The organism is Haemophilus pittmaniae, assembly GCF_900186995.1.
In the GTDB taxonomy this organism is placed as follows: Bacteria; Pseudomonadota; Gammaproteobacteria; order Enterobacterales; family Pasteurellaceae; genus Haemophilus_D; species Haemophilus_D pittmaniae.
Map to the genome: position 1 here is coordinate 982121 of NZ_LT906463.1, position 22230 is coordinate 1004350.

Below are 22230 nucleotides of genomic sequence, written 5' to 3' on the forward strand. Positions count from 1 at the left end.
CTGTCCTAATAGGTTACGAGGAGTAAGGCGAAGTATAAAAGCTGTTTCTGATGTTTGTGAGGCCTTATCAAACGCCCCTATGAAATCCAAAGTTTTTTCGAAAATGATGTATAAGTCATTGATTTTATTGATATTTATTTAAAAGGGCGGGATCGCGGGAACAATATTAAGGTTTCCGCTTGAGTTTTGGGGCGATCAGGGTTTTAGGATATAATCTGGCTATCTTATAGATTTGATTATTTAGAGAAAAAACATGATAAAAGAGACAATTGCTGTTTTATATATTGTTCAGGGGAATGATTTTGCGGCTTGGGATAATTTTTACCGCTCATCGGAAGAATTTCTTTTGCCGGGACAACATAAGCAATATTTTGTATTCAGTGATGATGAATCTATTACTCGTAATAGCAACGTCTCAATAGTGAGAACGAATGGCTTAAAGGATAGCAAAAGTCGTTTTTGGTTATTCTCTGCTATTGAAAATCAGCTAGCGGAATTTACTTATGTCTATGCGTTTTCTTCTCACATTCGCTTCGTATCACCAGTCGTGTCTGAAGACATTACACCAACACCGAATAGTCCTTTTGTAGTTTACCGTCAATATCCGAATCTTGATCATGTTTTAGCGAATGAATTTCCTTATGAAAGAGCCGTGAATGCAAATAGTTATGTACCCTATGGCGCGGGAGAACAGTATTTGACTTGTGCGCTATTTGGTGGAATGCGGGATTCTTTTATTTCTGCTTGTCGATGTATTGATGCTGCGATTGAGGATGATCGTTATCGTCACATTGCCTCACTTAACGCTGAGGATAAGCAACTAAATCAGTATTTTCTTTATAAAAATAATATGAACGTGCTATCGGCAAATTGGATTCGGAAAGCAAATGAGCCCTGGAAACGTTATGCCAAAATGCTTGATGTCATTCAGGAGGGCTCTTTTGACATACCGGTAGATGTACTGGAGAGCGTTAAAAATATCCATGAAATATTTCGTTATGCACCGCATAGCTCTTTTCTCGATTTGCAGGAAAACGTAGCAAAAAGTTGGCGTGCTTTATTAAAGGCTTATTTGTATGGTCAATTAACGACATTTGATTTTCCAGCGAAGAAACCTGACTTGGTTGGCAAGAACATTATTTGGCAATATTGGGGGCAAGGCATTGATGATGGGTTACCAGAACTCACAAAGGTGTGTTTTGCTTCAGTCGATAGAAATAAAGGGGATTATACGGTTATTCGGGTAGATGATGCCTCTTTGGCTGAATATATCGATTTGCCGGACTTTATGTGGCAAAAGAGAGGTGGTGCATTTTCTGCGGCATTATTTTCCGATGTGGTACGTCTGGTTTTGTTATATGTGTATGGTGGTATCTGGGTAGATGCGACAATTATTTTTTCCTCACCTTTACCAAAAGAACTTTTAGAGCAGGATTTCTTCCTTTTCCATCGGGATATTGGCAATTCCAATAAGGCCTATTGGGAACGGATTAATAAGGATTATTTCTGTTGGAACAAGGAACATAAGGTGAATAGTCTAAATAGTTTCATTATTGCGAAGCCTTGGCATGTTGTGACAGAAACCTTGTTACAGTTGCTATTAAATTATTGGAAAACGCAAGATCATGTACCTTGTTACTATATTTTCCAGATTCTTTTTGATCAGGTGATGAAATATGATTTAGATAATCAAAGACTATTGATTCGGGATGATACGTTTCCTCATGAACTATCTATGAAATTGTGGAGTGACTATAACGCGGAAGAAATTAATGATTTGTTTAGTCGTTGTAGTGTACATAAGTTGACGGGTCATGCGAATCTAGCCGATTGCGGAGAAAATTCGGTGTGGCAACATTTAAAAAGAGAATACTTAGGTTAGTTTTTAAATAATGAAAAAGAGGGCTATAAAACAGCCCTCTTTTTTATGAGTATTCAAACAATACTGTTATTGCGTTAATCTTTCTTTAGCAAAATTTAGGTTTGCTTGGAAACGTTCTTTATCACGCTGAGGAATTGTTGGATTGGCCAATAATTCGACGCAGAGGTCATGACAAAGTTGATAATTTTCTACCCAGTAAGCACTTACTGCCAATTCGTCCTTAGCTTGCCATTCGTAAATTGGGTAGTTTACAAAGAGTCTATCATTACTTGGTGGAATACTTACCGCAGCCATTGCGTAGATGTAGGCTAATTTAATCCGATCATTAAGGCGTAAGTGACGCGCTAAGAAATATAAACTTTCAGCGCGTTGTGGGCGGTATTCATAAGCCGTGAGAAATGCTTGTTGCACTTCATCTAATGGGTAATCTAATTGTGCTTTTAATTGCGCAATTCGTAGTAATGAGTAATAAATTTCTTCTACCCAACCACCAAGTGCGACCCGCTTTTTGTAGGTATCTAATGCTTTTTTCAGATTACCGGAGTCATGCCAGGTTTGTGCTAAATAGAAGGTACAGCGTTGGATGAGACCTTCTCTACGATCCCAGAGACCTTCTTCCATTGCTTTTTGTTTTTTTGCTTCGCTGGCTTTTTCGAGCGCTTTCAGTTTTCTAATTTCAGCAGTTAATAATTTGGCATCGCGTTCAAATTTATCACTTTTAGAACCTCCGTCTGTAAAATCTGGAAGTTCGATACCGGTCAATAATTCTGAAGTACCATTGCCTTCAATAGAATCACAGTATTCATGGGTTGCTCCCCAATAACGGTAACGCTGACGGCCGGTTAATCGACCATTTACTAGACGAATATTGGAATATCTTATGGCGGTATTTTTTTGAATGACGGAATAGGCTGGTGCGCCTTGTAACTGTGATTTCCATTCTGGATCGATCACTTCTAAGGTCATATCGGCATCGCATAAGAAAATATAATCGGCTTTGTTTTCAGCCAATTCCAATGCTTCGCTACGATTGTGGGAAAAGTTGACCCAAGGTCGTTCAACTAATTCACCAGGGATTTTATGTTTCGCCATAAAATCTTTAATGATTTGTTGGGTGCCGTCGGTTGAGCCGGTGTCTACCACAACCCAATAATCAATTTGATCAACCATGGAACTCATGCAGCGTTCGATGATTGCTGACTCATTTTTTACGATAGCATTCCAGCAAATCGTCTTTTTATCGGTTTTCTTTGTTGCAGTCATTTTGGATTCCTTTAATTATGCTGATTTACTTAAGTGCCGGCATTACGGCGAAACATCAGTATTATAGCGGAAATGTGGTAGGTTTTTTATTTTAGGGGGATTTTATTTTGATTAAGTGGGAATTTTTATTCGCTTCATAAAATAAAAGTGCGATTCATTGAATCGCACTTTTTCTTTGAGTTAGCGGTTTATTTTGACTCGCTTTCTTGGCGAAGTTTAGCCGCTTTTACGAAACCTTCGAATAATGGATGACCATCACGAGGTGTGGAGGTGAATTCCGGGTGGAATTGACAAGCCACAAACCATGGGTGATTTGGAACTTCGATGATTTCTACTAATTTACGATCCGCAGATAAACCTGTTACTTTTAAGCCGGCTTTTTCGATTTGCGGAAGTAGGTTGTTATTTACTTCATAGCGGTGACGGTGACGTTCTTCAATGGTTTCTTTACCATAAAGTTCACGGGCCTTGGAACCTTCAATCAAGTGGCATTGTTGTGCCCCAAGACGCATAGTACCGCCGAGATCAGAATTATCATCACGAACTTCCACATTACCTTCAGCATCTTGCCATTCGGTGATAAGACCAACAACCGGTTGTTCGCAATTGCGATCAAATTCGGAGGAGTTAGCTTTTTCTAAGCCGGCAACATGGCGGGCATATTCGATCAAGGCAATTTGCATCCCTAAACAAATACCTAAATAAGGCACGTTATTTTCACGGGCATATTGCGCGGTTAAAATTTTGCCTTCCACACCACGGTAGCCAAAGCCGCCAGGGACTAAAATACCATCTAGGCCTTTTAATACATCAGTGCCTTTAGTTTCTACATCTTGTGAATCAATGTATTTGATATGTACGCTTAAACGATTTTTCAAACCGGCATGCTTTAAGGCTTCATTCACTGATTTATAGGCATCCGGCAATTCAGTATATTTACCGACCATACCAATGGTGACATCGCCAACCGGGTTGGCTTCTTGATAAAGCACTTGTTCCCATTCAGAAAGGTCTGCTTCCGGGCAATTGAGACCAAAACGTTGACAAACAAATTGATCCAAACCTTGGGATTTTAGTAGTGCCGGAATTTGATAGATTGAATTCACATCTTTGAGTGAAATGACAGCACGTTCCGGTACGTTACAGAATAATGCAATCTTAGCGCGTTCATTTGGTGGGATCATGCGATCTGAACGGCAGATTAAAACATCCGGTTGGATACCAATGGACAATAATTCTTTTACGGAATGTTGAGTTGGTTTAGTTTTTACTTCGCCCGCAGTCGGAATATATGGCACGAGGGTTAAGTGCATAAATAGAGTATGTTCACGACCGACTTGCACGGCAAGTTGGCGTAGCGCTTCTAAAAATGGTAGGGATTCAATATCACCAACCGTACCGCCCACTTCCACAATTACCACATCATGGCCTTGTGCTCCGGCGATGACACGATCTTTAATTTCATTGGTGATATGCGGGATAACCTGAATCGTTGCACCTAAGTAGTCGCCGCGGCGTTCTTTACGCAATACTTCAGAGTAAATCTTACCGGTGGTGAAGTTGTTGCGTTTGGTCATTTTGGTGCGGATAAAACGTTCATAGTGACCTAGGTCGAGATCGGTTTCAGCACCGTCTTGGGTCACGAATACTTCACCGTGTTGGGTAGGGCTCATGGTACCCGGGTCAACGTTAATATAAGGATCCAATTTCATAATAGTGACGTTGAGTCCGCGGGCTTCCAAAATTGCCGCAAGAGATGCTGCGGCGATGCCTTTACCTAAGGAAGAAACCACGCCGCCCGTGACAAAGATATAATTTGTAGTCATAGATAATCCTAAAAGATGTTGGGATATATAAAGGTTGAGCCAATCACAAACCAGCGCTAAAAGATGCGGTTTTCAAAAGTGAAGAATTTTGAGAGTTGGATTGAGATAAGTGGCTATCAGGACGGGCGGATAGTCTACAGGAATTGGGGCGCGAACTCAAACGGCAATTACAATTCAAAAATTTCTAAAAAACACAAATAAAATCAATTGCAAATGGTTATCAAAGTAGTGCTTTGTCCATAAAAACAATGCGGGATTTTGATTGTGTAAATTTAGGTTCTCTGTATAATGCCAGCAATTTCTTTATAGGAATGTGAAGAGGAGAAGAGCTATCATGCGCTATTATGTGGGGTATTTTTATGAATGAGAAATATCTTTTTGCACATTACTTGCGGGGGCTCGCAGTTTTAAGCGTATTATTCTGTCATTTAGGGGCTGCTTTTTTTGTGGATAATGCGCATTTATCTTCTTTAATTAATGTTCCTCCAATTCCTGAACCTAGCTATCCTTGGATAACAAGAGAGCTTGTACCTAGTGATTTTCCTGCCTTTATGGGGCCATTCGGTGTGGCTGTATTTTTTCTAATCAGTGGTTTTGTAATACCCATTTCGATTGAAAAATATAACCTTAAAAAATTCTTATCTAAGCGTTTTTTCAGGTTATATCCAACTTATGTTGTAGTATTTACTCTGAATATGATAATTGCTCTGATTGGATATTTCATTTATAAGAATGATATACAGGAATATCCATATTCATTCTTTGATGTTGTAACTTCATATTTTATTGGGTTAAATACCTATATTGCTGGAACAAGATGGTTAGATCCTGTTGCTTGGACGCTTGGTATTGAGATTGCCTTTTATGTTGTATCAGTAAGTTTCTTTAAACTTTTTTCATTAATTTTTAAAAGACCGACGATCTCTATTTTTGATGTGATTATTCTTGGCTTGCTACTTCATATTACTTCAGTATTCATATCCCATCATTCAGATATTATTTTTCAAAAATTTAATTTCATCAATGTTGGTACTTTTATCAAGGCTTCATACTTGATGTCTTTTATGTTAATGGGGACGTCATTTTTCTTGTATGTTAAATCTAGAATCAAATTAAATACTTTAATATATGTTTTATTGTGGCAGTATTTCTCATTCATGTATACCTTGATGCAGCTTAGACCTGAGCATCTTTACCAGCCTATAAATAATTTAATGAGTTGGTTTGCGATTGCTATTCTAGTGTTTAGTCTTGCATTTTCTTATAATGATAAGATGAAGGAACATAGAATAATGGCTTTTTTGGGCGATATTAGTTATTCACTTTATCTTTGTCACTCATATATTGGTTACTTTTGTTTAACAATAATTATTAACCATGGTCTTATGTCAAGATCGGCAGCTGTTCTTTTTTCAGCAGGAATTAGTATTATTATTTCATATTTTATTCATAAGAAAATAGAAATAAAGTCAACAAAAATTACTTTTCAAAACGTATCTAATGCTTTGAACTTGAATAAGTTTAGGGGGGTAAATGATTAATAAATTAGTATCAAAGTTTAAACGATTTTATGCATTTAATGAGCTATTAAAACAGCTTGTTGTAAGAGATGTTAAATTAAAGTATAGAAGAAGTTATTTAGGTTATCTTTGGAGTGTTTTAAACCCATTGATGTTAATGGGAGTTTTAGTATTTGTATTTTCTAATATTTTTAGATCAAACATTCCTAATTTCCCTCTTTACCTATTAACTGGGCAAATTATTTTTAATTTTATGGTGGAAGCAACAAATATGTCAGTAGGGTCTATTACTGGCAATGCTGCACTATTGAAAAAAACTTATGTGCCCAAATATGTATTTACTATATCAAAAGTCGGAAGTTCTTTGGTTAATTTAGTATTTTCATTAGGTGCGTTATTATTAGTAATGATAGTAACTAAGGCTGATTTTTCATTAGCCTTAATATTTTTTCCTATTGTTATTTTTCAGGTGTTTATATTTAGTTTGGGAGTTGGCTTATTTTTAGCAGCGGTGACAGTATTCTTTAGAGATGTTCAGTATTTATGGGGAGTATTTATTTCTATGTGGATGTATTGTACTCCAATATTCTACCCTGTATCTATTATCCCTGAGAAATATTTGTTTTATTATAAAGCATTAAATCCAATGTATTTATATGTTGAACAATTTAGAAATATTATTTTATCTGCAACATTTCCTGATTTGAAATTAATTCTAGCAGGCTTTGCAGTTGCTTTTATTGCGTTAATTTTTGGCGCATGGTACTTCAATAAAAAACAAGACGAATTTATTTTATATATATGATGAACGACACTGTGATTAAAGTTACCGATGCTACTGTGCGCTTTAATATGGCGACAGAAAGCTTCAATGGGCTAAAAGAATACATAATCAAAATGCTGAAAGGTGATTTGATGTTTCAAGAGTTTTTGGCGTTAAAAGATGTAAATCTTGAAGTAAAACGTGGGGAATCTTGGGGTTTAATTGGTACTAATGGTTCAGGAAAATCCACACTTTTAAAACTAATCTGTGGCATTTTAAAACCTTACAAAGGTACTGTTGAAGTGCATGGCAATATTGCTCCTCTTATTGAGCTAGGTGCTGGTTTTGATGGTGAACTTACCGCAAGAGAAAATATTTATCTTAATGGAGCACTTTTAGGGCATAAAAAAGCCTTTATGGAGCAGCATTTTGATGAAATTATTGAGTTTGCTGAGCTGCAAAATTTTGTGGATGTGCCAATTAAAAACTTTTCATCAGGGATGGCAGCGCGCCTAGGCTTTGCCGTGGCAACCATTGTGAAACCTGAAATTTTAATTGTGGATGAAGTGCTTGCCGTAGGCGATGCCGCGTTCCAAGAAAAATGTAAAAAACGTATGGAAGATATGCTCTCTGGTGGCACAACTTTGCTTTTTGTTTCCCATTCTATCGATCAAGTTAAAGCGCTTTGCCAAAATGTGATTTGGTTGGATAAAGGCGTTGTTCGAGCCAGTGGTAACGCTGAAGATGTGATCCCACTTTATGCAGGGTAATAGCTATGAATAAAGGCGAGTTAAAAGAAATTTTAGAAAATGGTGAAAATTCAGGAATTGAATTTAAGCGTGATGATATTCGCCCTTAGCAACTGGCTAAAGAAATTGTCACTTTGGCTAATTTCCAAGGTGGCAAAATTTTATTCGGTGGTAGAAGATGATGGTTCTGTTTCAGGTATTCAGCGAGAAAATCTTGAAGAATGGATGATGAATGTTTTTCGTGACAAGATTCATCCAACGGCTGAGCTTCCTTCAGGACTGGTAGAACCTAATGCTGAAACAATGCAAGCAATTTATGATGCAGAAAACAATATTAATTTATATAGATATTCTAATATTGATGGGCTTAAAAAAGATTTAGGTTGGTAACACTATGTTTGATGTTATTTTGACTAGTCAATTCAAAAAAGGACGTGAAGAAATATCAGAATAACTCAAAGGCTAAAGGTGTTATTTTAAAGGTTATTGAGTTACTTCAAACAGGTAATTTACTGCCTAGAGAGTATAAAGAACATGCTTTAATAGGCAATTATATTGGCTATCTAGAATGTCGTGGCCGTCCTGATTGATTACTTATATAAAAGAGATATAGAAAACAAGAGATAACATTATATAGAGTTGGCTCTCATTCTGAATTGTTTAAATAAAATGATATATATTTCAATCCCCGTACATGAAAAAATAGAAATAATCATTGATCAAGCTAAGAATTTTTATAAGTTCTTCCCCGAAGCAATGATTGTTTTGCATTTATCAAAAGGTGCAGCATTTTCTTTAGATAATTTGAAATCTGAATTATCTAAAGAAAATGTTAATAATGTGTTGGTGAACCCTAAACAAATGGAAACTAGTTGGGGGGGGATTTTAAATGCACATTTAGAAAATATTCGCTATATACTAACTTTAGGTGATGCAGAAAAAGTTATTTTCCATTCTTCAAATGACATGCTTGTTAAAAAAGGTGTATTTGACTATGTGAAAAATAGAAAAAATATTTTTAATCAACGTCCTATAAGCGAAGATTCATTTTGGTGGGTAGGCAGAAGAGCACTAAAAGATCTTCCTATGATGAACTTCTTTAATAATCACTTGCTAGGCTCTCAAATAGAAGGTTCCATGTATGAAATATCATTATTGGAAGAGCTTATTAAAGAAGTTGATAAAAACCCTAATTTATTAAAAAGTAATAGACAATATCCTAAAGAAGAGATTATTTTTTCTTCATTTGCGAATAAGAAAAATATAGAGAATAACGGACTTCCATACATTTTTTCTGAAGTGCATAGATTCGATCATACATTTTTTAAATATATAAATAAGTATCTAGCTCTATTTGATAGAAATGGAATCACCTATAAAGCATTAAAGTATATAATTAACTTGTTGGTTTTAAGGTTGTTAAAGTACCAAATAAATATTAGAGATATTAATGCAATAGTGGATTCTAATGCAGAATATTTTAAAGGCTATACTGAACTCATTGATGGAAAAAATATCAAATGGTCTGTGTTTGATATTAATAATATTTTTGGAGTTAAGAGAGTTAGTAGAGATATGCAGAACACTATTAGAATTAGTATAAATAACATTAATGGAGATTTATAATGAATCCAAAAGATATCACAGTCATTTTTCAAGGTGCAACAAAACCATATACTGCGGAAGATGGGCTTGTATTTCATGATACCTTAAAAAAATTAAAAAAAATTCTTCCGGGTTGTAAGGTAATATTATCTACTTGGGAGGGATCTATAATTCCAGATTCATGGGAATTAGATGAAATTATATTTAATAAAGATCCTGGCTCATTTATTGGTATTCATAGAGTAGATCCTGCTCATCAGAATAATATTAATAGACAAATTGTATCTACATATAATGCATTGTTAAAAACAAAAACTAAATATGCAGTTAAGATGCGTTCAGATGCTGAGCTAACGCATGCTGGATTTTTAGACTATTTTAAGAAATTTGGAAGCGATAGTACTATTGTAACTTGTTCTTTATTTACTATTGATGGAACAACTTATCATCATATGCCGTTTCATACTAGTGATTGGTTTCAGTTTGGAACTACACAACGATTGTTAGAATACTGGGGATGTGAACATCTGACAAAGGAAGATGCTGAATGGTACTTATCTCATGACTATGCGAAAGGAAGTACCTATTGGGATAGAGAGCTTTTACCAAGATTAGTTGTAGAACAGTACTTGACAGTATCTTATGCAAATAAATTAGGCTATGTTGTTCCTCAATACCATAATGATGCGCGGATTGAGGTGATGGAGTCATATAGAGAATTTCTTGCGCGTGAGGTTGTTGTTCTAGATCCTTGGCAAATAGGGTTTAATTTCCCTAAATATCATCGAGACTATCATTCAATGTTTGCTTCAATGAATTGTATCATGTTCGCTGATTGGTATTATAACTACATTAATTTAACCAAGCCTAAATTTGTAGATAAAGGTTATTATCTAGCAGGAGTTGCACGTAATAAGAAAAAAAATCTATTACGTTTTATGATGAAGTTAGTGAAACCAATTGAAGATTATTGGTATCCATCTAAATTTAGAAAATTAATCACTAAATTTGTATTGAAGTTTAAATTATTTTAATTGATATATTTAGGAATTCATTATGTTTGTCATCCCAATGGCGGGATTAAGCTCCCGTTTTTTTAAAGCAGGTTATACTAAACCTAAATATCAACTTGATTTAAACGGTGAAAGTGTTTTTGCTTGGTCCGTAAAATCTTTTGCGCGATATTTCAAATCAGATAAATTTGTTTTTATTTATCGTGATGTTTATAAAACTAAGGATTTTCTAGAAGTAGAAATTAAAAACTTAGGTATCACTGATTATGAATTAGTTTGTTTACCCGAAGAAACCTTAGGTCAGGCTGATACAGTTTATCAAGGTATCAAGCATATTAAAGAAGATAAAGAGATTTATATTTTTAATATCGATTCTAGAATAATTGACTTTGTGAAACCAAATTGGGTCAATGAATGTGATGGTTATCTAGAAGTTTTTAAAGGTGAAGGAGACCATTGGTCTTTTGCTATGCCTGATGGATCGTCTAAAAACGTTATTCGCACCACTGAGAAAGAACGAATCTCTGATTTGTGTAGCGATGGTTTATATTATTTTAAAAATAAATCTGTATTTGAAAAATTGTTTTTAGATGCCAAACATTCAGGTAATACTACAAAAAATGAATATTACATAGCGCCACTTTATAATGAATTGATTTCCCAAGGGAAAAATGTTTTCTATGATTTAATTCCTACAGATAAGATCTTATTTTGTGGAACACCGGATGAATATCTAGCATTATTAAATAAGTAGGAGCCATAATATGAAACGTTTAATTATGGATTTAGATAATACCATTACTCTTACAGAGAATGGCGATTATAGAAATGCTAAACCGATAATTCCGGTAATTGAAAAGTTACGCGAATATAAAGCAAAGGGCTTTGAAATCGTTATTAGCTCAAGCCGTAATATGCGAACTTATGAGGGAAATGTCGGGAAGATTAATGTGAATACTTTGCCAATTATTATGGATTGGTTAGATCGCCATAGTGTACCTTATGATGAAATTTATGTAGGAAAACCTTGGTGTGGTCATGATGGGTTCTATGTGGATGATAGAGCATTGCGTCCCGATGAATTTATTAATTTAACTTACGATGAGATTCGTAAATTAACAAAAATGGATGGTGAATATGATTCTAATTAATTCAGCAGACTATGTTAATGTTGAATTCCGTAATGAATTCGGTGCTATTCCGCCTTGTTTCTTACCTATTGGTAATCGCAAGCTTTTAACATATCAAGTCACAGCCTTACGGCAGAGTTTTGGGCGTCATCAACGTATTGTTGTTTCGTTACCTAAAAACTATGCTTTGAGTATTGATGAAAAGTCGCTTTTGGAAAGTTTGAATATTCAAACTGTCTCTGTTCCTGAAGGTATCTCTCTTGGGATGGCAGTTCTTTATGTTTTAAATACTGTCGGATTTGATGGTGATGTATTGAGACTATTACATGGCGATACTTTACTTAATTCATTTCCTCAAGAAAAAGATTGTATTGCGTTGGCAACGACTCAAGATGATTATGGATGGGAATTTGAACAGAAAAAAGATAATAAATTGGTTTGGTGCGGTTATTTTTCATTTACATCTACTCAAAATTTAATTCGTGCCTTAGCAACAACTCAGGGAAATTTTACTAAGTCGGTTCAAATGTATGCAAATGAAGAGCCTAGTTTAGTATATAAAGAAGTTGATAATTGGTATGACTTAGGGCATATAAATACCTATTTCCGTTCTCGTTCAGCAATTACCACACAGCGTGCATTTAATTCATTAAAAATTGAAAATGGCGTTGTTTGGAAATCAGGTACGCCACCAAGAAAAATTGAAGCTGAGGCTAATTGGTTTAAGGAGTTACCGGTAAGATTGAGACGTTTCACTCCGCAACTTATTCAATCAGGTATCACAGAACAAGGTAATCCGTTTTATGAAACCGAATATTTGCCATTTTTACCACTTAATGAGATTTTTGTTCATGGTAAAAATACCGTAGGTTTTTGGGACAATATTTTGAGTCTGATTGCTCTTTATATGAGTGAGTCTAGAAAATGTTTTCCAAATGGTGATGAAGAACTTTGCCAAAAGATTCATGAGGATTCGGTTGCATTGTATGCCGATAAAACCTATGACCGTCTTGAGACCTATGCTAAACATCAGGGTATCGACTTAGATCAACCAACCCGCTATAACGGTGTTCAACTACCAAGTTTGCGTCAAATAGCTAAAGAGTGTATTGAACAAACATTAGCATTACCTGAAGTATTAACGGTAAGCCATGGTGATTTGTGTTTTAGCAATATTATGTTTGATTCTCGCAGTAATGGTATTAAAGTTATCGACCCTCGTGGATTAAATGCTAAGCAAGAATTAACCATTTATGGCAATCAAACTTATGATCTAGCAAAACTTTGTCACTCATTTATTGGTTTGTATGATTTTATTATTGCAGACTCCTTTACTCTGGAAAAATCAGAGCAATTGGGAGTGAAACTGAATTTCAATGTAGATAACCGTTTAGAGGAAATTCAGCGCTCCTTTATGGAAGTACAATTACTGCCAGAGGTGACAAATAAACAAATTATTGCACCAACAATTTTATTGTTCTTGTCTATGATTCCATTACATTTTGATAAGCCACATAGACAGGAAGCTATGTTAGCTAATGCATTAAGATTGTATGTTGATTGGTTAAGATGAAAAAATTCCTTCTAGTCGGTGCTGGTTTCTCAAGTGCGGTCATCGCTCGCGAGTTAGCAGAGAATGGTTATAAAACCGTTGTTATTGATTCTCGTAGCCATGTGGCAGGTAACTGCCACTCCGAGCGTGATGCTGAAACTAATGTTATGGTGCATGTTTATGGCCCACATATTTTTCATACGGATAATGAAAGAGTATGGACTTATGTGAACAACTTTGGTGAGTTTATGCCGTTTGTTAATCGTGTAAAAACGATTAGTCGAGGCGCAGTGTATTCATTACCGATTAATTTGCATACCATCAACCAATTCTTTGGCAAAACTTGCTCACCGAAAGAAGCAAAAGCTTTAATTGAGGCTCAAGCAGACTTGTCTATTACCGATCCACAAACCTTTGAAGAGCAAGCAATGCGTTTTGTCGGTAAGGATTTGTATAAAGCGTTTTTCTATGGTTACACGAAAAAACAATGGGGTGTTGAGCCAAAAGAGTTACCAGCAAGTATTTTAAAACGTTTACCTGTGCGCTTTAACTATGACGATAACTACTTCGCACATAAATTCCAAGGTATGCCGAAAGAGGGATATACACAAATTGTGGACGCAATTTTAGATCATGAAAATATTGAAGTACGTTTAAATACGCCATTTACTGAATCAATGAAAGCAGAATTTGATCATATTTTCTGGTCAGGTCCGTTAGATGCGTACTTCGGATTTGAGTTAGGCCGCTTAGGTTATCGTACCTTAGATTTTGAGGCATTCCGTGATGAAGGCGATTTCCAAGGTAATGCGGTAATTAACTATGGTGATGAAGAAGTACCATATACTCGTATTTCAGAACACAAACACTTTGCACCATGGGAACAACACGAGAAAACAATTTGTTATCGTGAATTTAGCCGCGTATGTGGTGAAAATGATATTCCGTATTACCCGATTCGATTAGTAAAAGATAAAGCACTTTTACAACAATATGTTGAAAAGGCAAATAAAGAAACGCAAGTGACTTTTGTGGGGCGTTTAGGTACTTATCGTTATTTGGATATGGATGTGACGATTAAAGAAGCGTTAGAAACTGCTGATGCGGTGAAAGAATCGTTAGAAAAACAGAGCGCCATTAAATCATTTTATGTGAATATGGATTAAGTGTAGCGAACTTTGTATCGAGCCATATACGATTTCGTGTATGGCTTTTGTTTAATAAGATTGAGTTGATTATGCGTACTGAAAAATCAATTTGTGCGGTGGTGGTTACTTTCAACCGCAAAAAATTATTGCTGCATTGTTTAAATGCATTAAAAGAGCAAACTCACGCACTATCTCATGTTGTGGTAATTGATAATGCGAGTACTGATGGCACAGTAGATTTTTTAGCACAGCATGGTTGGAAAAATAGTGATACGTTCACTTTGGTTACACTGCCTGAAAATCGAGGTGGAGCAGGAGGCTTCCATGAGGGAATCAAATATGCCTTTGAGCAAGGCTTTGATTATATTTGGTTGATGGATGATGATGGTTTTCCTGCGGAGGATTGTCTCGAAAAACTAATCCCTTATACGACTGATAATTGTTATATCGGTCCAGTAGTGATTGATTGTGAGGGTACAGAGAAACTGAGCTTTAGTTTGCGTTTACCAAAAACATTACAGGTTATCGATCGCTATTCAGATATCCCCGATTCTTTAAAAGTAGAGAATCAAATTAAAGACATAGTGTTACCTTTTAATGGTACCTTGATTGGCAAAGAACTGGTGCGTCAGATGGGATTGCCTATGCAGGAATATTTCATTTGGGGAGATGAACGGGAGTACACGATGCGTGCTGAAGTGAATCGCGCTAAAATTTTAACCGTGGTTGATGCATTGTTTTATCATCCTATTGCGAGTTCAATTTCCGAACCCATGTTTTTTGGTAAATTGCGTTTTAATAACGCTCATTCTGACTTAAAACAATATTGTTTTTGTCGTAATACGATAGCTACTTTTGCCAAACATAAAGGACTTGTTTATGCCTTGGCCTTTTTTGTTAAAACCACGTGGTTTTATGCTTTTACCCAACCGAGTATTTCCCGGCTACTATTCGCCTGGCGTGCGATGTGGCATGGGCTAAGCGGTGATTTTTCTCATCATAAAGAGTATTTAAAAGCGTCATGAAGCAGATAAAAATCCTAACGGTTACCCATAAATCCTATGACTTTCCTCAAGATGAAATTTATCAACCTATTCAGGTCGGTCGAGTCTTGAGTACTGTGGATTTAGGCATTTTATCTGATAATGAAGGAATCAATATTTCCGGTAAAAATAAAAATTTTTGTGAGCTTACTGCAATTTACTGGGCTTGGAAAAATCATTTCTTTGCTGATTGTGATTATGTTGGGTTGACTCATTATCGCCGTTTTTTTAAAGGTTCAGGTTGTCAGCTAAAAGGGAAAGCTATTTTATCGGCATCAGAGATCTTTACATTGATGCAAAACTACGATGCGATTGTGCCTCGACATCGCAATTATTGGATTGAAAGTATTTATAGCCATTATCGGCATGCTCATCATATTAGTGATCTTGATTGTGCCAGAGACATTATCAAAGAATATTTTCCTGATTATATTCCCGCTTTTAATCGAGTAATGCAGGGGAAAACGCTTTATCTTTATAATATGTTCGTGCTAAAGAAAACTGATTTTGATGCTTATTGTGATTGGTTGTTTAGGATTCTTTTTGAGTTAGAAAAACGTTTAGACCTACAAGACTATGATGCCTATCAGCAAAGGGTTTTTGGTTTTATAGCTGAGCGTTTGTTTAATGTTTGGTTGGTGTATCGTCAGTTAAAAATTTGTGAAGTGTCGGTAGTAAATTTAGAAGGCGAACATTTGTTTAAAAAAGCGATCAATTTATTAAAACGGAAATTTTTAAGATAAGGACTGCGCTATGCATAAAATTACGTGGTGTAAATTTATCCTACTAGCCACTGATTTTTTAACACTTTTTAGCTCATTATTCATTGCCTATGAGGTATTGGATATTGCCCGTAGCGGTCGTTTTTATTTTCCGTTGGATGAGTTTGATGCTTATGTATTGATTCATGCCTGTGTATCTCTCGTTGGTGTGCTATGGTTTTGGATACGCCTACGACACTATACTTATCGAAAACCATTCTGGTTTGAGCTAAAAGAAATTTTCCGTACATTACTGATTCTTTTTATTATTGAATTGGCGATAGTCGCTTTTTCCCGTCTTTATGTTTCTCGTTATTTCTGGTCGGTGACTTGGGGGTGTATTTTTGTTTTGGTACCTCTTTTGCGGATTCTCATAAAAAATGTATTAATAAAAACCGGATGGTATTTAAAGGAAACAATCATTATCGGTAATGGTAAGAATGCTAAAGAGGTTTTTGATGCATTGAATAATGAACCTTACTTGGGTTTAGATATAAAACTATTTGTTACTACGGAAGAGTACAATTCTGAATTTATTGACGCTGTTCCGGTGATGCGACATAACCCAGAATTACTTATGCGTTTGGTTTCGGTTGATTTTACTCAGTTTATTCTTGCAGTAGATGAGGAAAATAGTACTAAACAGGATTTCTGGCTACGCTATTTGATTCGTAAAGGGTGTCGTTCTATTTCGGTTATTCCTGATTTTCGAGGCATTCCGCTTTATGGTACCGACATGTCCTTTTTGTTTAGCCAAGAAATGGTACTATTTCGAGTTAATAATAATTTGGCTAAACGATCATCCAAATTAATCAAGAGGATTTTTGATGTTGTGGCTTCTACGCTATTGATGATCGTGTTATCTCCTTTGTTTTTATTATTGAGTTTACTGATTTGTCGGGATGGCGGAGCGGTAATTTATCGTCATCCACGTATAGGCCAGGGCAAGAAAACCTTCAATTGTTTAAAATTTAGAACCATGGTGAGTAATTCTGAGGCGGTTTTAGCAAATTTATTAGCAACCGATCCACAAGCCAGAGCCGAATGGGAACAAGACTTCAAACTTAAAAATGATCCGCGTATCACTAAGCTGGGTAAGTTTATGCGTCGAACTAGTATTGATGAATTACCACAACTTTGGAATGTCCTGAAAGGCGAAATGAGTTTGGTTGGCCCTCGCCCGATTATCCAAGAAGAGTTAGCTTATTATGGGGATGATGTGGACTATTATTTAATGGCAAAGCCGGGTATGACCGGATTATGGCAGGTAAGCGGACGTAATAATGTAAGCTATGAAAATCGCGTTTATTTTGATGCTTGGTATGCCAAAAATTGGTCGCTTTGGAATGATTTGGTTATTTTATTGAAAACCCTTAAAGTGGTACTCAAAAGAGATGGTGCTTATTAGTGTGATTATAGCGAGTGTTGTTAATGGCTAATCGAATTCTTATTACCGGTGGTTCGGGGTTTATTGGTTCAGCGTTGATTCGCTATTTGATTAATCACACAAATGATAACGTCATTAATCTTGATAAGCTAACTTATGCGGCAAACCACTTGGCTTTGCAGTCTGTGGAAGCTAATCCTCGATATAGCTTTGAACAAATAGATATTGGCGATCAGAAAGCTTTACAAATGGCTTTTGAACGCTATCAACCCGATGCAGTCATGCACTTGGCGGCGGAAAGCCATGTGGATCGCTCTATTGCAGGCGCTGCTAATTTTATTCAGACCAATATTGTGGGGACTTATACTTTGTTAGAGGTTGCTAAAAATTATTGGTATAGCTTGAGCGAGGCTAAGAAGTCGGCTTTTCGGTTTCATCATATATCCACCGATGAGGTTTATGGTGATTTATCACTTACGGAACCCGCTTTTACCGAACATTCACCTTACCATCCAAGTAGTCCTTATTCGGCATCTAAAGCCGCTAGTGATCATTTAGTACAAGCTTGGCATCGTACATATGGCTTACCAATACTCATTACGAATAGTTCCAATAATTATGGCGCCTACCAGCATTCAGAAAAGCTTATTCCTTTAATAATTTCAAATGCGCTTAGTGGAAAAATATTGCCGGTTTATGGTGATGGGCAGCAAATTCGCGATTGGCTGTTTGTCGATGATCATGTGCAAGCTTTGTATCGAGTGCTGACAGAAGGTCGGATTGGTGAAAGCTATAATATTGGTGGAAATTGTGAGAAAACGAATCTTGAAGTCGTTAATGCTATTTGTGAATTGCTTGAAGAATTTGTGCCGAACAAACCGAGTCATATTAAGCGCTATACAGATTTGATCCGCAATGTGCAAGATCGCCCGGGCCATGATGTACGCTATTCATTGGATTGCTCAAAAATCTATAATGAGTTAGCTTGGCAACCGCAAACAAGCTTTGAACAAGGACTTCGTAAAACCGTGAAGTGGTATTTAGAAAATACAGATAAATAAAGGAAAATCATAATGCAAATTACCCTTTCAAACTCCCCGGCCTCCGATAATTGGGGCAAGAATGCTGTCTTAAGTTTTAATCAAGAGCAGCAAGCCGTTATTCATCTTAAAGAGGATGAGAAATCTAATCTCGCCCTAGTTCAAAAGGCCGCACGTAAATTGCGCAGTCAAGGTATTAGAGATGTTGAGTTGGTCGGTGAAGCTTGGCAATTGGAAAATAGTTGGGCTTTTTATCAAGGTTTTTATACAGCGAAGCAAGATTATTCGATTGAGTTTCCTCATTTAGATGATGGGCCACAAGATGAATTATTAGCCCGTATTGAATGTAGTGATTTTGTACGTGAAATTATTAATGAACCGGCACAAACACTTACCCCAATTAAATTAGCGGAACGTGCAGCGGAGTTTATTTCGACACAAGCTGAAAATTATGCTGATAAAAATGCAGTCAGTTTTACGATTATTGCCGGTGAAGCGCTGAATGAGCAGAATTATCAAGGCATTTTTAGCGTGGGACGAGGTTCAGCCAATCCACCTGCAATGTTGCAATTAGATTATAACCCAACCGATAATCCGGATGCGCCGGTATTGGCTTGCTTGGTTGGTAAAGGCATTACCTTTGATAGTGGTGGTTATAGTATCAAACCAAGTGATGGTATGAGCACTATGCGTACTGATATGGGCGGCGCAGCACTATTAACTGGCGCATTAGGGCTAGCAATTGCGCGCGGTTTAAATCAACGGGTAAAACTGTATTTATGCTGTGCCGAGAATCTTGTGAGTGGTAATGCATTTAAGTTGGGCGATATTATCACCTATAAAAATGGTGTGACTGCTGAAATTTTAAATACCGATGCGGAAGGTCGTTTGGTATTAGCGGATGGTTTAATTGAAGCAGATAGTCAAAATCCACAATTTATTGTAGATTGTGCTACCTTAACCGGAGCCGCAAAAGTAGCGGTGGGAAATGACTACCATTGCGCACTGTCGATGGATGATGAGTTGGTGAAGAGCCTGTTCCAGGCTGCTACAGAAGAAAATGAACCTTTCTGGCGTTTGCCTTTTGAAGAATTCCATCGAGCTCAAATTAGCTCTTCCTTTGCGGACATTGCGAATACCGGTACGGTGCCGGTGGGCGCGGGAGCAAGTACCGCGACGGCATTTTTATCGTATTTTGTGAAAAACTATCAACAACATTGGTTGCATATTGATTGTTCGGCAACTTATCGTAAATCCGGTAGTGATTTATGGGCTGTTGGAGCAACCGGAATCGGTGTGAAAACCTTAGCGAATTTATTATTAACAAAGTCAATTTAAGTGGGATTTTTTTATGACAGAACGTACTTTTTCAATTATTAAACCTGATGCAGTAAAGCGTAATTTAATCGGTACTATTTTAGGGCGTTTTGAATCGCAAGGGTTTCGTGTGGTTGCGCTAAAAATGTTGCAATTAACCAAAGAGCAAGCACAAGGTTTTTATGCCGAACATCAAGGCAAACCATTTTTTGAGTCACTAGTCGATTACATGGTTTCCGGTCCAATAGTGGTTTCGGTGTTGGAAAAAGAAAATGCCGTGAAAGATTACCGTGCCTTGATTGGTGCCACCAATCCGGCGAATGCGGCAGAGGGGACAATTCGTAAAGATTTTGCCTTGAGTCAACAGGAGAATTCGGTGCATGGCTCGGATGGTATCGAAAGCGCCCAACGGGAAATTGCCTATTTCTTCGTGGCCAATGAAATCCAAGAATAATTGATACCACAAAGCCTCCATGCGGAGGCTTTTTATTTGGACATCGCTTTAATATTTGTTAGTCGTTCCTTTGAGCTGTCGAAACGCCCCCACGAAAATCAGAGATTTTTCTAAAAATAGAATGTAAGTTATTGATTTTATTAGGAATGGTTTAAAAAATGAATTTTTCTAGTTATTTTTCTGAATAAAACACATAAAAAAACGCCACAGCAGTGGCGTTTTTCATTCATCAGGCATTAAATTAGGCCTTCGACTTTTCGGTTTTCTCAACGGTAATAATTGACCAAAAATAAGCCAAAAGTACCAGTAAGATAGCGGCACCAAACATCAACCCAATAACATCAACAAAGAAAAACGTTTCCAACACGGGTTGGGTGAAAATTCCTTGTGCATAACGAATCACAAACGTGATGATATAAATCCATAATACCCAAGTGAGGATATCCAAGAGGACGCTTTTAAATTTCATCTTCATTGGAAGGTGCTTTCCTTTATTAATGACCATGAGTCTTTGTAGTTCTACGGATGACATAACTAAACTCCTCTATCCGGGCTTGTCCAAACGGCCAATCTGGCCTTATTACGAAAGATGGCTTTCGGAATACCTACCAGTAATGTAACTGTATTTAGCAACCAATAAACATAGGGATACCAAATACAGGACAGGCTGTATTGCAGCAAGCCTTTTTCATATCGTGAATCGATATATAAACTTAAGAGACATTGTAAGAAAAATGAAAAGAACATAATGGCAATATTGGTTTCAAATAGTCCCCAATTGTAGATATCTACGCCCATTACGACTTTTCTATATAATGACACGGCTAATAGCGAGACTAATAGCACCGCCCAAATAGCCGTGACAAAATATTCGGCATACATCGGCCACAAGCGACGATTTTTCCAGCGCCACACCTGTGGGAAGTATTTCATAATTGTTTCTGCGCCGCCTTGAGCCCAACGTAAACGTTGTTTGTAAAGGCCTCCAAGACGCTCAGGCATTAGCACCCAGCAGAGCGCCCGCGGTTCATACATAATATTGTAGCCTGCCGTTTGAATTTTCCAGCTGACATCAATATCTTCGGTGATCATATTGGTACTCCAACCGCCGATTTGCTCCATCACATCTTTACGGAATAAACAGCAAACACCGGATACAGTGAAGATTGTTCCCATTAGACATTGAGCCCGTTTGATTAAGCCGATAATCGAACTAAATTCAGATACCTGCAAACGGCCGAGTAACGTACTCCGATTGCGTACTCGTGGGTTACCTGTAGCCGCGCCATATTTCGGGTTGAGCTCAAGGGACTGCACCATATAATCAAGGGCATCGTAGTCTAATACGGCATCGCCATCGATGCAGGCGACATATTTCCCCTTGGCAACAAGCAGCGCATGGTTTAACGCACTGGCTTTGCCTTGGTTTTCTTGATGAAGGGCTACAACCCGAGAATCTTTGTCGGCCCAACGATCGATAATTTCAGCGGTATTGTCCTTACTGCCATCGTTAATAAAGATTAATTCATAGTTTGGGTAATGTATTTGCAATAAGTAGGGAATTGCCTCATCAAGGTTATCCCCTTCGTTATAGCAAGGGATCATTACACTAACCATGGGCACTTCTTCCTTAGGCATGCTCTGAAATGGTGGCGTACCTAATTTCCCTTCCATAAAAACATAATAGCAGAGCGCCGCCATTACCCAATAGATTGCCATACCGGCAGGGTAGATGAAAACAAAGATCCCTAAGATTTCTAATATACTCATATGAATC

Annotated in this window: 22 protein-coding genes; 18 read left to right on the forward strand and 4 right to left on the reverse strand. The window is 36.9% G+C overall.

The annotated features are described in order from the left end of the window. Nucleotides 1-253 precede the first annotated feature (253 nt). A complete protein-coding gene (locus tag CKV74_RS04880; protein ID WP_007242050.1) occupies nucleotides 254-1882 on the forward strand; it encodes a capsular polysaccharide synthesis protein in 1629 nt (542 codons plus the stop codon). 66 nt (nucleotides 1883-1948) lie between these two features. On the opposite strand, the gene CKV74_RS04885 is transcribed toward CKV74_RS04880, so the two are convergent. Next, the gene (locus tag CKV74_RS04885) at nucleotides 1949-3145 is read right to left on the reverse strand and encodes a glycosyltransferase (protein WP_095176814.1); all 1197 of its coding nucleotides are present in this window, start codon (nucleotides 3143-3145) and stop codon (nucleotides 1949-1951) included. Between the two features lie 188 nt (nucleotides 3146-3333). Further along, nucleotides 3334-4971, reverse strand: a complete 1638-nt coding sequence (pyrG, locus tag CKV74_RS04890; protein WP_007241971.1) for a glutamine hydrolyzing CTP synthase — start codon at nucleotides 4969-4971, stop codon at nucleotides 3334-3336. Between the two features lie 359 nt (nucleotides 4972-5330). Between pyrG and CKV74_RS04895 the strand changes: the two genes are divergently transcribed. The 17 genes from CKV74_RS04895 to ndk all read left to right on the forward strand — a co-directional run bounded on the left by CKV74_RS04895 (nucleotide 5331) and on the right by ndk (nucleotide 20453). Beyond that, complete coding sequence (locus CKV74_RS04895) at nucleotides 5331-6512, forward strand: acyltransferase family protein (RefSeq protein ID WP_164703785.1); 1182 nt, start codon at nucleotides 5331-5333, stop codon at nucleotides 6510-6512. Continuing rightward, nucleotides 6505-7296 (forward strand): ABC transporter permease, encoded by a 792-nt coding sequence (locus CKV74_RS04900; protein ID WP_095176816.1) that lies wholly within the window; start codon nucleotides 6505-6507, stop codon nucleotides 7294-7296. Before CKV74_RS04895 ends, CKV74_RS04900 begins: the two co-directional genes overlap by 8 nt. Next, nucleotides 7293-8024, forward strand: coding sequence for an ABC transporter ATP-binding protein (locus CKV74_RS04905; RefSeq protein WP_007241916.1), 732 nt, complete (start codon nucleotides 7293-7295; stop codon nucleotides 8022-8024). Before CKV74_RS04900 ends, CKV74_RS04905 begins: the two co-directional genes overlap by 4 nt. A 39-nt stretch (nucleotides 8025-8063) precedes the next feature. Then, nucleotides 8064-8393, forward strand: a complete 330-nt coding sequence (locus tag CKV74_RS10545) for a hypothetical protein (RefSeq protein WP_007242006.1) — start codon at nucleotides 8064-8066, stop codon at nucleotides 8391-8393. A gap of 44 nt (nucleotides 8394-8437) precedes the next feature. Continuing rightward, a complete protein-coding gene (locus CKV74_RS10655; RefSeq protein WP_197691646.1) occupies nucleotides 8438-8593 on the forward strand; it encodes a type II toxin-antitoxin system YafQ family toxin in 156 nt (51 codons plus the stop codon). A 79-nt stretch (nucleotides 8594-8672) separates the two neighbouring features. Next, nucleotides 8673-9629: a hypothetical protein gene (locus CKV74_RS04920; protein WP_095176817.1), complete on the forward strand. Its 957-nt coding sequence runs from the start codon at nucleotides 8673-8675 to the stop codon at nucleotides 9627-9629. Continuing rightward, nucleotides 9629-10642: a WavE lipopolysaccharide synthesis family protein gene (locus CKV74_RS04925; protein ID WP_095176818.1), complete on the forward strand. Its 1014-nt coding sequence runs from the start codon at nucleotides 9629-9631 to the stop codon at nucleotides 10640-10642. The genes CKV74_RS04920 and CKV74_RS04925 overlap by 1 nt, the downstream gene beginning before the upstream one ends. A gap of 22 nt (nucleotides 10643-10664) precedes the next feature. After that, nucleotides 10665-11375, forward strand: a complete 711-nt coding sequence (locus CKV74_RS04930; protein ID WP_095176819.1) for a glycosyltransferase family 2 protein — start codon at nucleotides 10665-10667, stop codon at nucleotides 11373-11375. A gap of 10 nt (nucleotides 11376-11385) precedes the next feature. Then, nucleotides 11386-11772 carry an HAD-IIIC family phosphatase gene (locus tag CKV74_RS04935; RefSeq protein ID WP_007242046.1) on the forward strand — a complete coding sequence of 129 codons (387 nt, stop codon included), beginning with the start codon at nucleotides 11386-11388 and terminating at the stop codon, nucleotides 11770-11772. After that, nucleotides 11759-13324 (forward strand): aminoglycoside phosphotransferase family protein, encoded by a 1566-nt coding sequence (locus CKV74_RS04940; RefSeq protein ID WP_007241948.1) that lies wholly within the window; start codon nucleotides 11759-11761, stop codon nucleotides 13322-13324. Before CKV74_RS04935 ends, CKV74_RS04940 begins: the two co-directional genes overlap by 14 nt. Beyond that, complete coding sequence (glf, locus tag CKV74_RS04945; RefSeq protein ID WP_095176820.1) at nucleotides 13321-14469, forward strand: UDP-galactopyranose mutase; 1149 nt, start codon at nucleotides 13321-13323, stop codon at nucleotides 14467-14469. The genes CKV74_RS04940 and glf overlap by 4 nt, the downstream gene beginning before the upstream one ends. Nucleotides 14470-14540: 71 nt before the next feature. Next, complete coding sequence (locus tag CKV74_RS04950; protein WP_007241979.1) at nucleotides 14541-15476, forward strand: glycosyltransferase family 2 protein; 936 nt, start codon at nucleotides 14541-14543, stop codon at nucleotides 15474-15476. Then, nucleotides 15473-16237 carry a DUF4422 domain-containing protein gene (locus CKV74_RS04955; RefSeq protein WP_007242039.1) on the forward strand — a complete coding sequence of 255 codons (765 nt, stop codon included), beginning with the start codon at nucleotides 15473-15475 and terminating at the stop codon, nucleotides 16235-16237. The genes CKV74_RS04950 and CKV74_RS04955 overlap by 4 nt, the downstream gene beginning before the upstream one ends. A gap of 10 nt (nucleotides 16238-16247) precedes the next feature. Continuing rightward, entirely contained in the window at nucleotides 16248-17663 is a 1416-nt protein-coding gene (gene wbaP, locus CKV74_RS04960) for an undecaprenyl-phosphate galactose phosphotransferase WbaP (RefSeq protein ID WP_007241914.1), read from the forward strand. A gap of 23 nt (nucleotides 17664-17686) precedes the next feature. After that, entirely contained in the window at nucleotides 17687-18703 is a 1017-nt protein-coding gene (gene rfbB, locus CKV74_RS04965) for a dTDP-glucose 4,6-dehydratase (protein WP_007242049.1), read from the forward strand. A 12-nt stretch (nucleotides 18704-18715) separates the two neighbouring features. Then, nucleotides 18716-20020, forward strand: coding sequence for an aminopeptidase PepB (gene pepB / locus CKV74_RS04970; protein ID WP_007242025.1), 1305 nt, complete (start codon nucleotides 18716-18718; stop codon nucleotides 20018-20020). 13 nt (nucleotides 20021-20033) lie between these two features. Beyond that, a complete protein-coding gene (gene ndk, locus CKV74_RS04975) occupies nucleotides 20034-20453 on the forward strand; it encodes a nucleoside-diphosphate kinase (RefSeq protein WP_007242016.1) in 420 nt (139 codons plus the stop codon). Between the two features lie 241 nt (nucleotides 20454-20694). Here ndk and CKV74_RS04980 read toward each other — a convergent pair whose 3' ends face one another. Both CKV74_RS04980 and pgaC read right to left on the reverse strand, forming a co-directional pair. Next, nucleotides 20695-20985: a hypothetical protein gene (locus CKV74_RS04980; protein ID WP_039847777.1), complete on the reverse strand. Its 291-nt coding sequence runs from the start codon at nucleotides 20983-20985 to the stop codon at nucleotides 20695-20697. Nucleotides 20986-20987: 2 nt separating this feature from the next. Then, complete coding sequence (pgaC, locus tag CKV74_RS04985) at nucleotides 20988-22223, reverse strand: poly-beta-1,6-N-acetyl-D-glucosamine synthase (protein WP_095176821.1); 1236 nt, start codon at nucleotides 22221-22223, stop codon at nucleotides 20988-20990. Nucleotides 22224-22230 lie beyond the last annotated feature (7 nt).

What these genes read in the sequence shown, in the direction of transcription:
- CKV74_RS04880 (WP_007242050.1), top strand. Translation starts at nt 254, where the DNA reads ATGATAAAAGAGACAATTGCTGTTTTATATATTGTTCAGGGGAATGAT.
- CKV74_RS04885 (WP_095176814.1), bottom strand. Translation starts at nt 3,145, where the DNA reads ATGACTGCAACAAAGAAAACCGATAAAAAGACGATTTGCTGGAATGCT.
- pyrG (WP_007241971.1), bottom strand. Translation starts at nt 4,971, where the DNA reads ATGACTACAAATTATATCTTTGTCACGGGCGGCGTGGTTTCTTCCTTA.
- CKV74_RS04895 (WP_164703785.1), top strand. Translation starts at nt 5,331, where the DNA reads ATGAATGAGAAATATCTTTTTGCACATTACTTGCGGGGGCTCGCAGTT.
- CKV74_RS04900 (WP_095176816.1), top strand. Translation starts at nt 6,505, where the DNA reads ATGATTAATAAATTAGTATCAAAGTTTAAACGATTTTATGCATTTAAT.
- CKV74_RS04905 (WP_007241916.1), top strand. Translation starts at nt 7,293, where the DNA reads ATGATGAACGACACTGTGATTAAAGTTACCGATGCTACTGTGCGCTTT.
- CKV74_RS10545 (WP_007242006.1), top strand. Translation starts at nt 8,064, where the DNA reads ATGGTGAAAATTCAGGAATTGAATTTAAGCGTGATGATATTCGCCCTT.
- CKV74_RS04920 (WP_095176817.1), top strand. Translation starts at nt 8,673, where the DNA reads ATGATATATATTTCAATCCCCGTACATGAAAAAATAGAAATAATCATT.
- CKV74_RS04925 (WP_095176818.1), top strand. Translation starts at nt 9,629, where the DNA reads ATGAATCCAAAAGATATCACAGTCATTTTTCAAGGTGCAACAAAACCA.
- CKV74_RS04930 (WP_095176819.1), top strand. Translation starts at nt 10,665, where the DNA reads ATGTTTGTCATCCCAATGGCGGGATTAAGCTCCCGTTTTTTTAAAGCA.
- CKV74_RS04935 (WP_007242046.1), top strand. Translation starts at nt 11,386, where the DNA reads ATGAAACGTTTAATTATGGATTTAGATAATACCATTACTCTTACAGAG.
- CKV74_RS04940 (WP_007241948.1), top strand. Translation starts at nt 11,759, where the DNA reads ATGATTCTAATTAATTCAGCAGACTATGTTAATGTTGAATTCCGTAAT.
- glf (WP_095176820.1), top strand. Translation starts at nt 13,321, where the DNA reads ATGAAAAAATTCCTTCTAGTCGGTGCTGGTTTCTCAAGTGCGGTCATC.
- CKV74_RS04950 (WP_007241979.1), top strand. Translation starts at nt 14,541, where the DNA reads ATGCGTACTGAAAAATCAATTTGTGCGGTGGTGGTTACTTTCAACCGC.
- CKV74_RS04955 (WP_007242039.1), top strand. Translation starts at nt 15,473, where the DNA reads ATGAAGCAGATAAAAATCCTAACGGTTACCCATAAATCCTATGACTTT.
- wbaP (WP_007241914.1), top strand. Translation starts at nt 16,248, where the DNA reads ATGCATAAAATTACGTGGTGTAAATTTATCCTACTAGCCACTGATTTT.
- rfbB (WP_007242049.1), top strand. Translation starts at nt 17,687, where the DNA reads ATGGCTAATCGAATTCTTATTACCGGTGGTTCGGGGTTTATTGGTTCA.
- pepB (WP_007242025.1), top strand. Translation starts at nt 18,716, where the DNA reads ATGCAAATTACCCTTTCAAACTCCCCGGCCTCCGATAATTGGGGCAAG.
- ndk (WP_007242016.1), top strand. Translation starts at nt 20,034, where the DNA reads ATGACAGAACGTACTTTTTCAATTATTAAACCTGATGCAGTAAAGCGT.
- CKV74_RS04980 (WP_039847777.1), bottom strand. Translation starts at nt 20,985, where the DNA reads ATGTCATCCGTAGAACTACAAAGACTCATGGTCATTAATAAAGGAAAG.
- pgaC (WP_095176821.1), bottom strand. Translation starts at nt 22,223, where the DNA reads ATGAGTATATTAGAAATCTTAGGGATCTTTGTTTTCATCTACCCTGCC.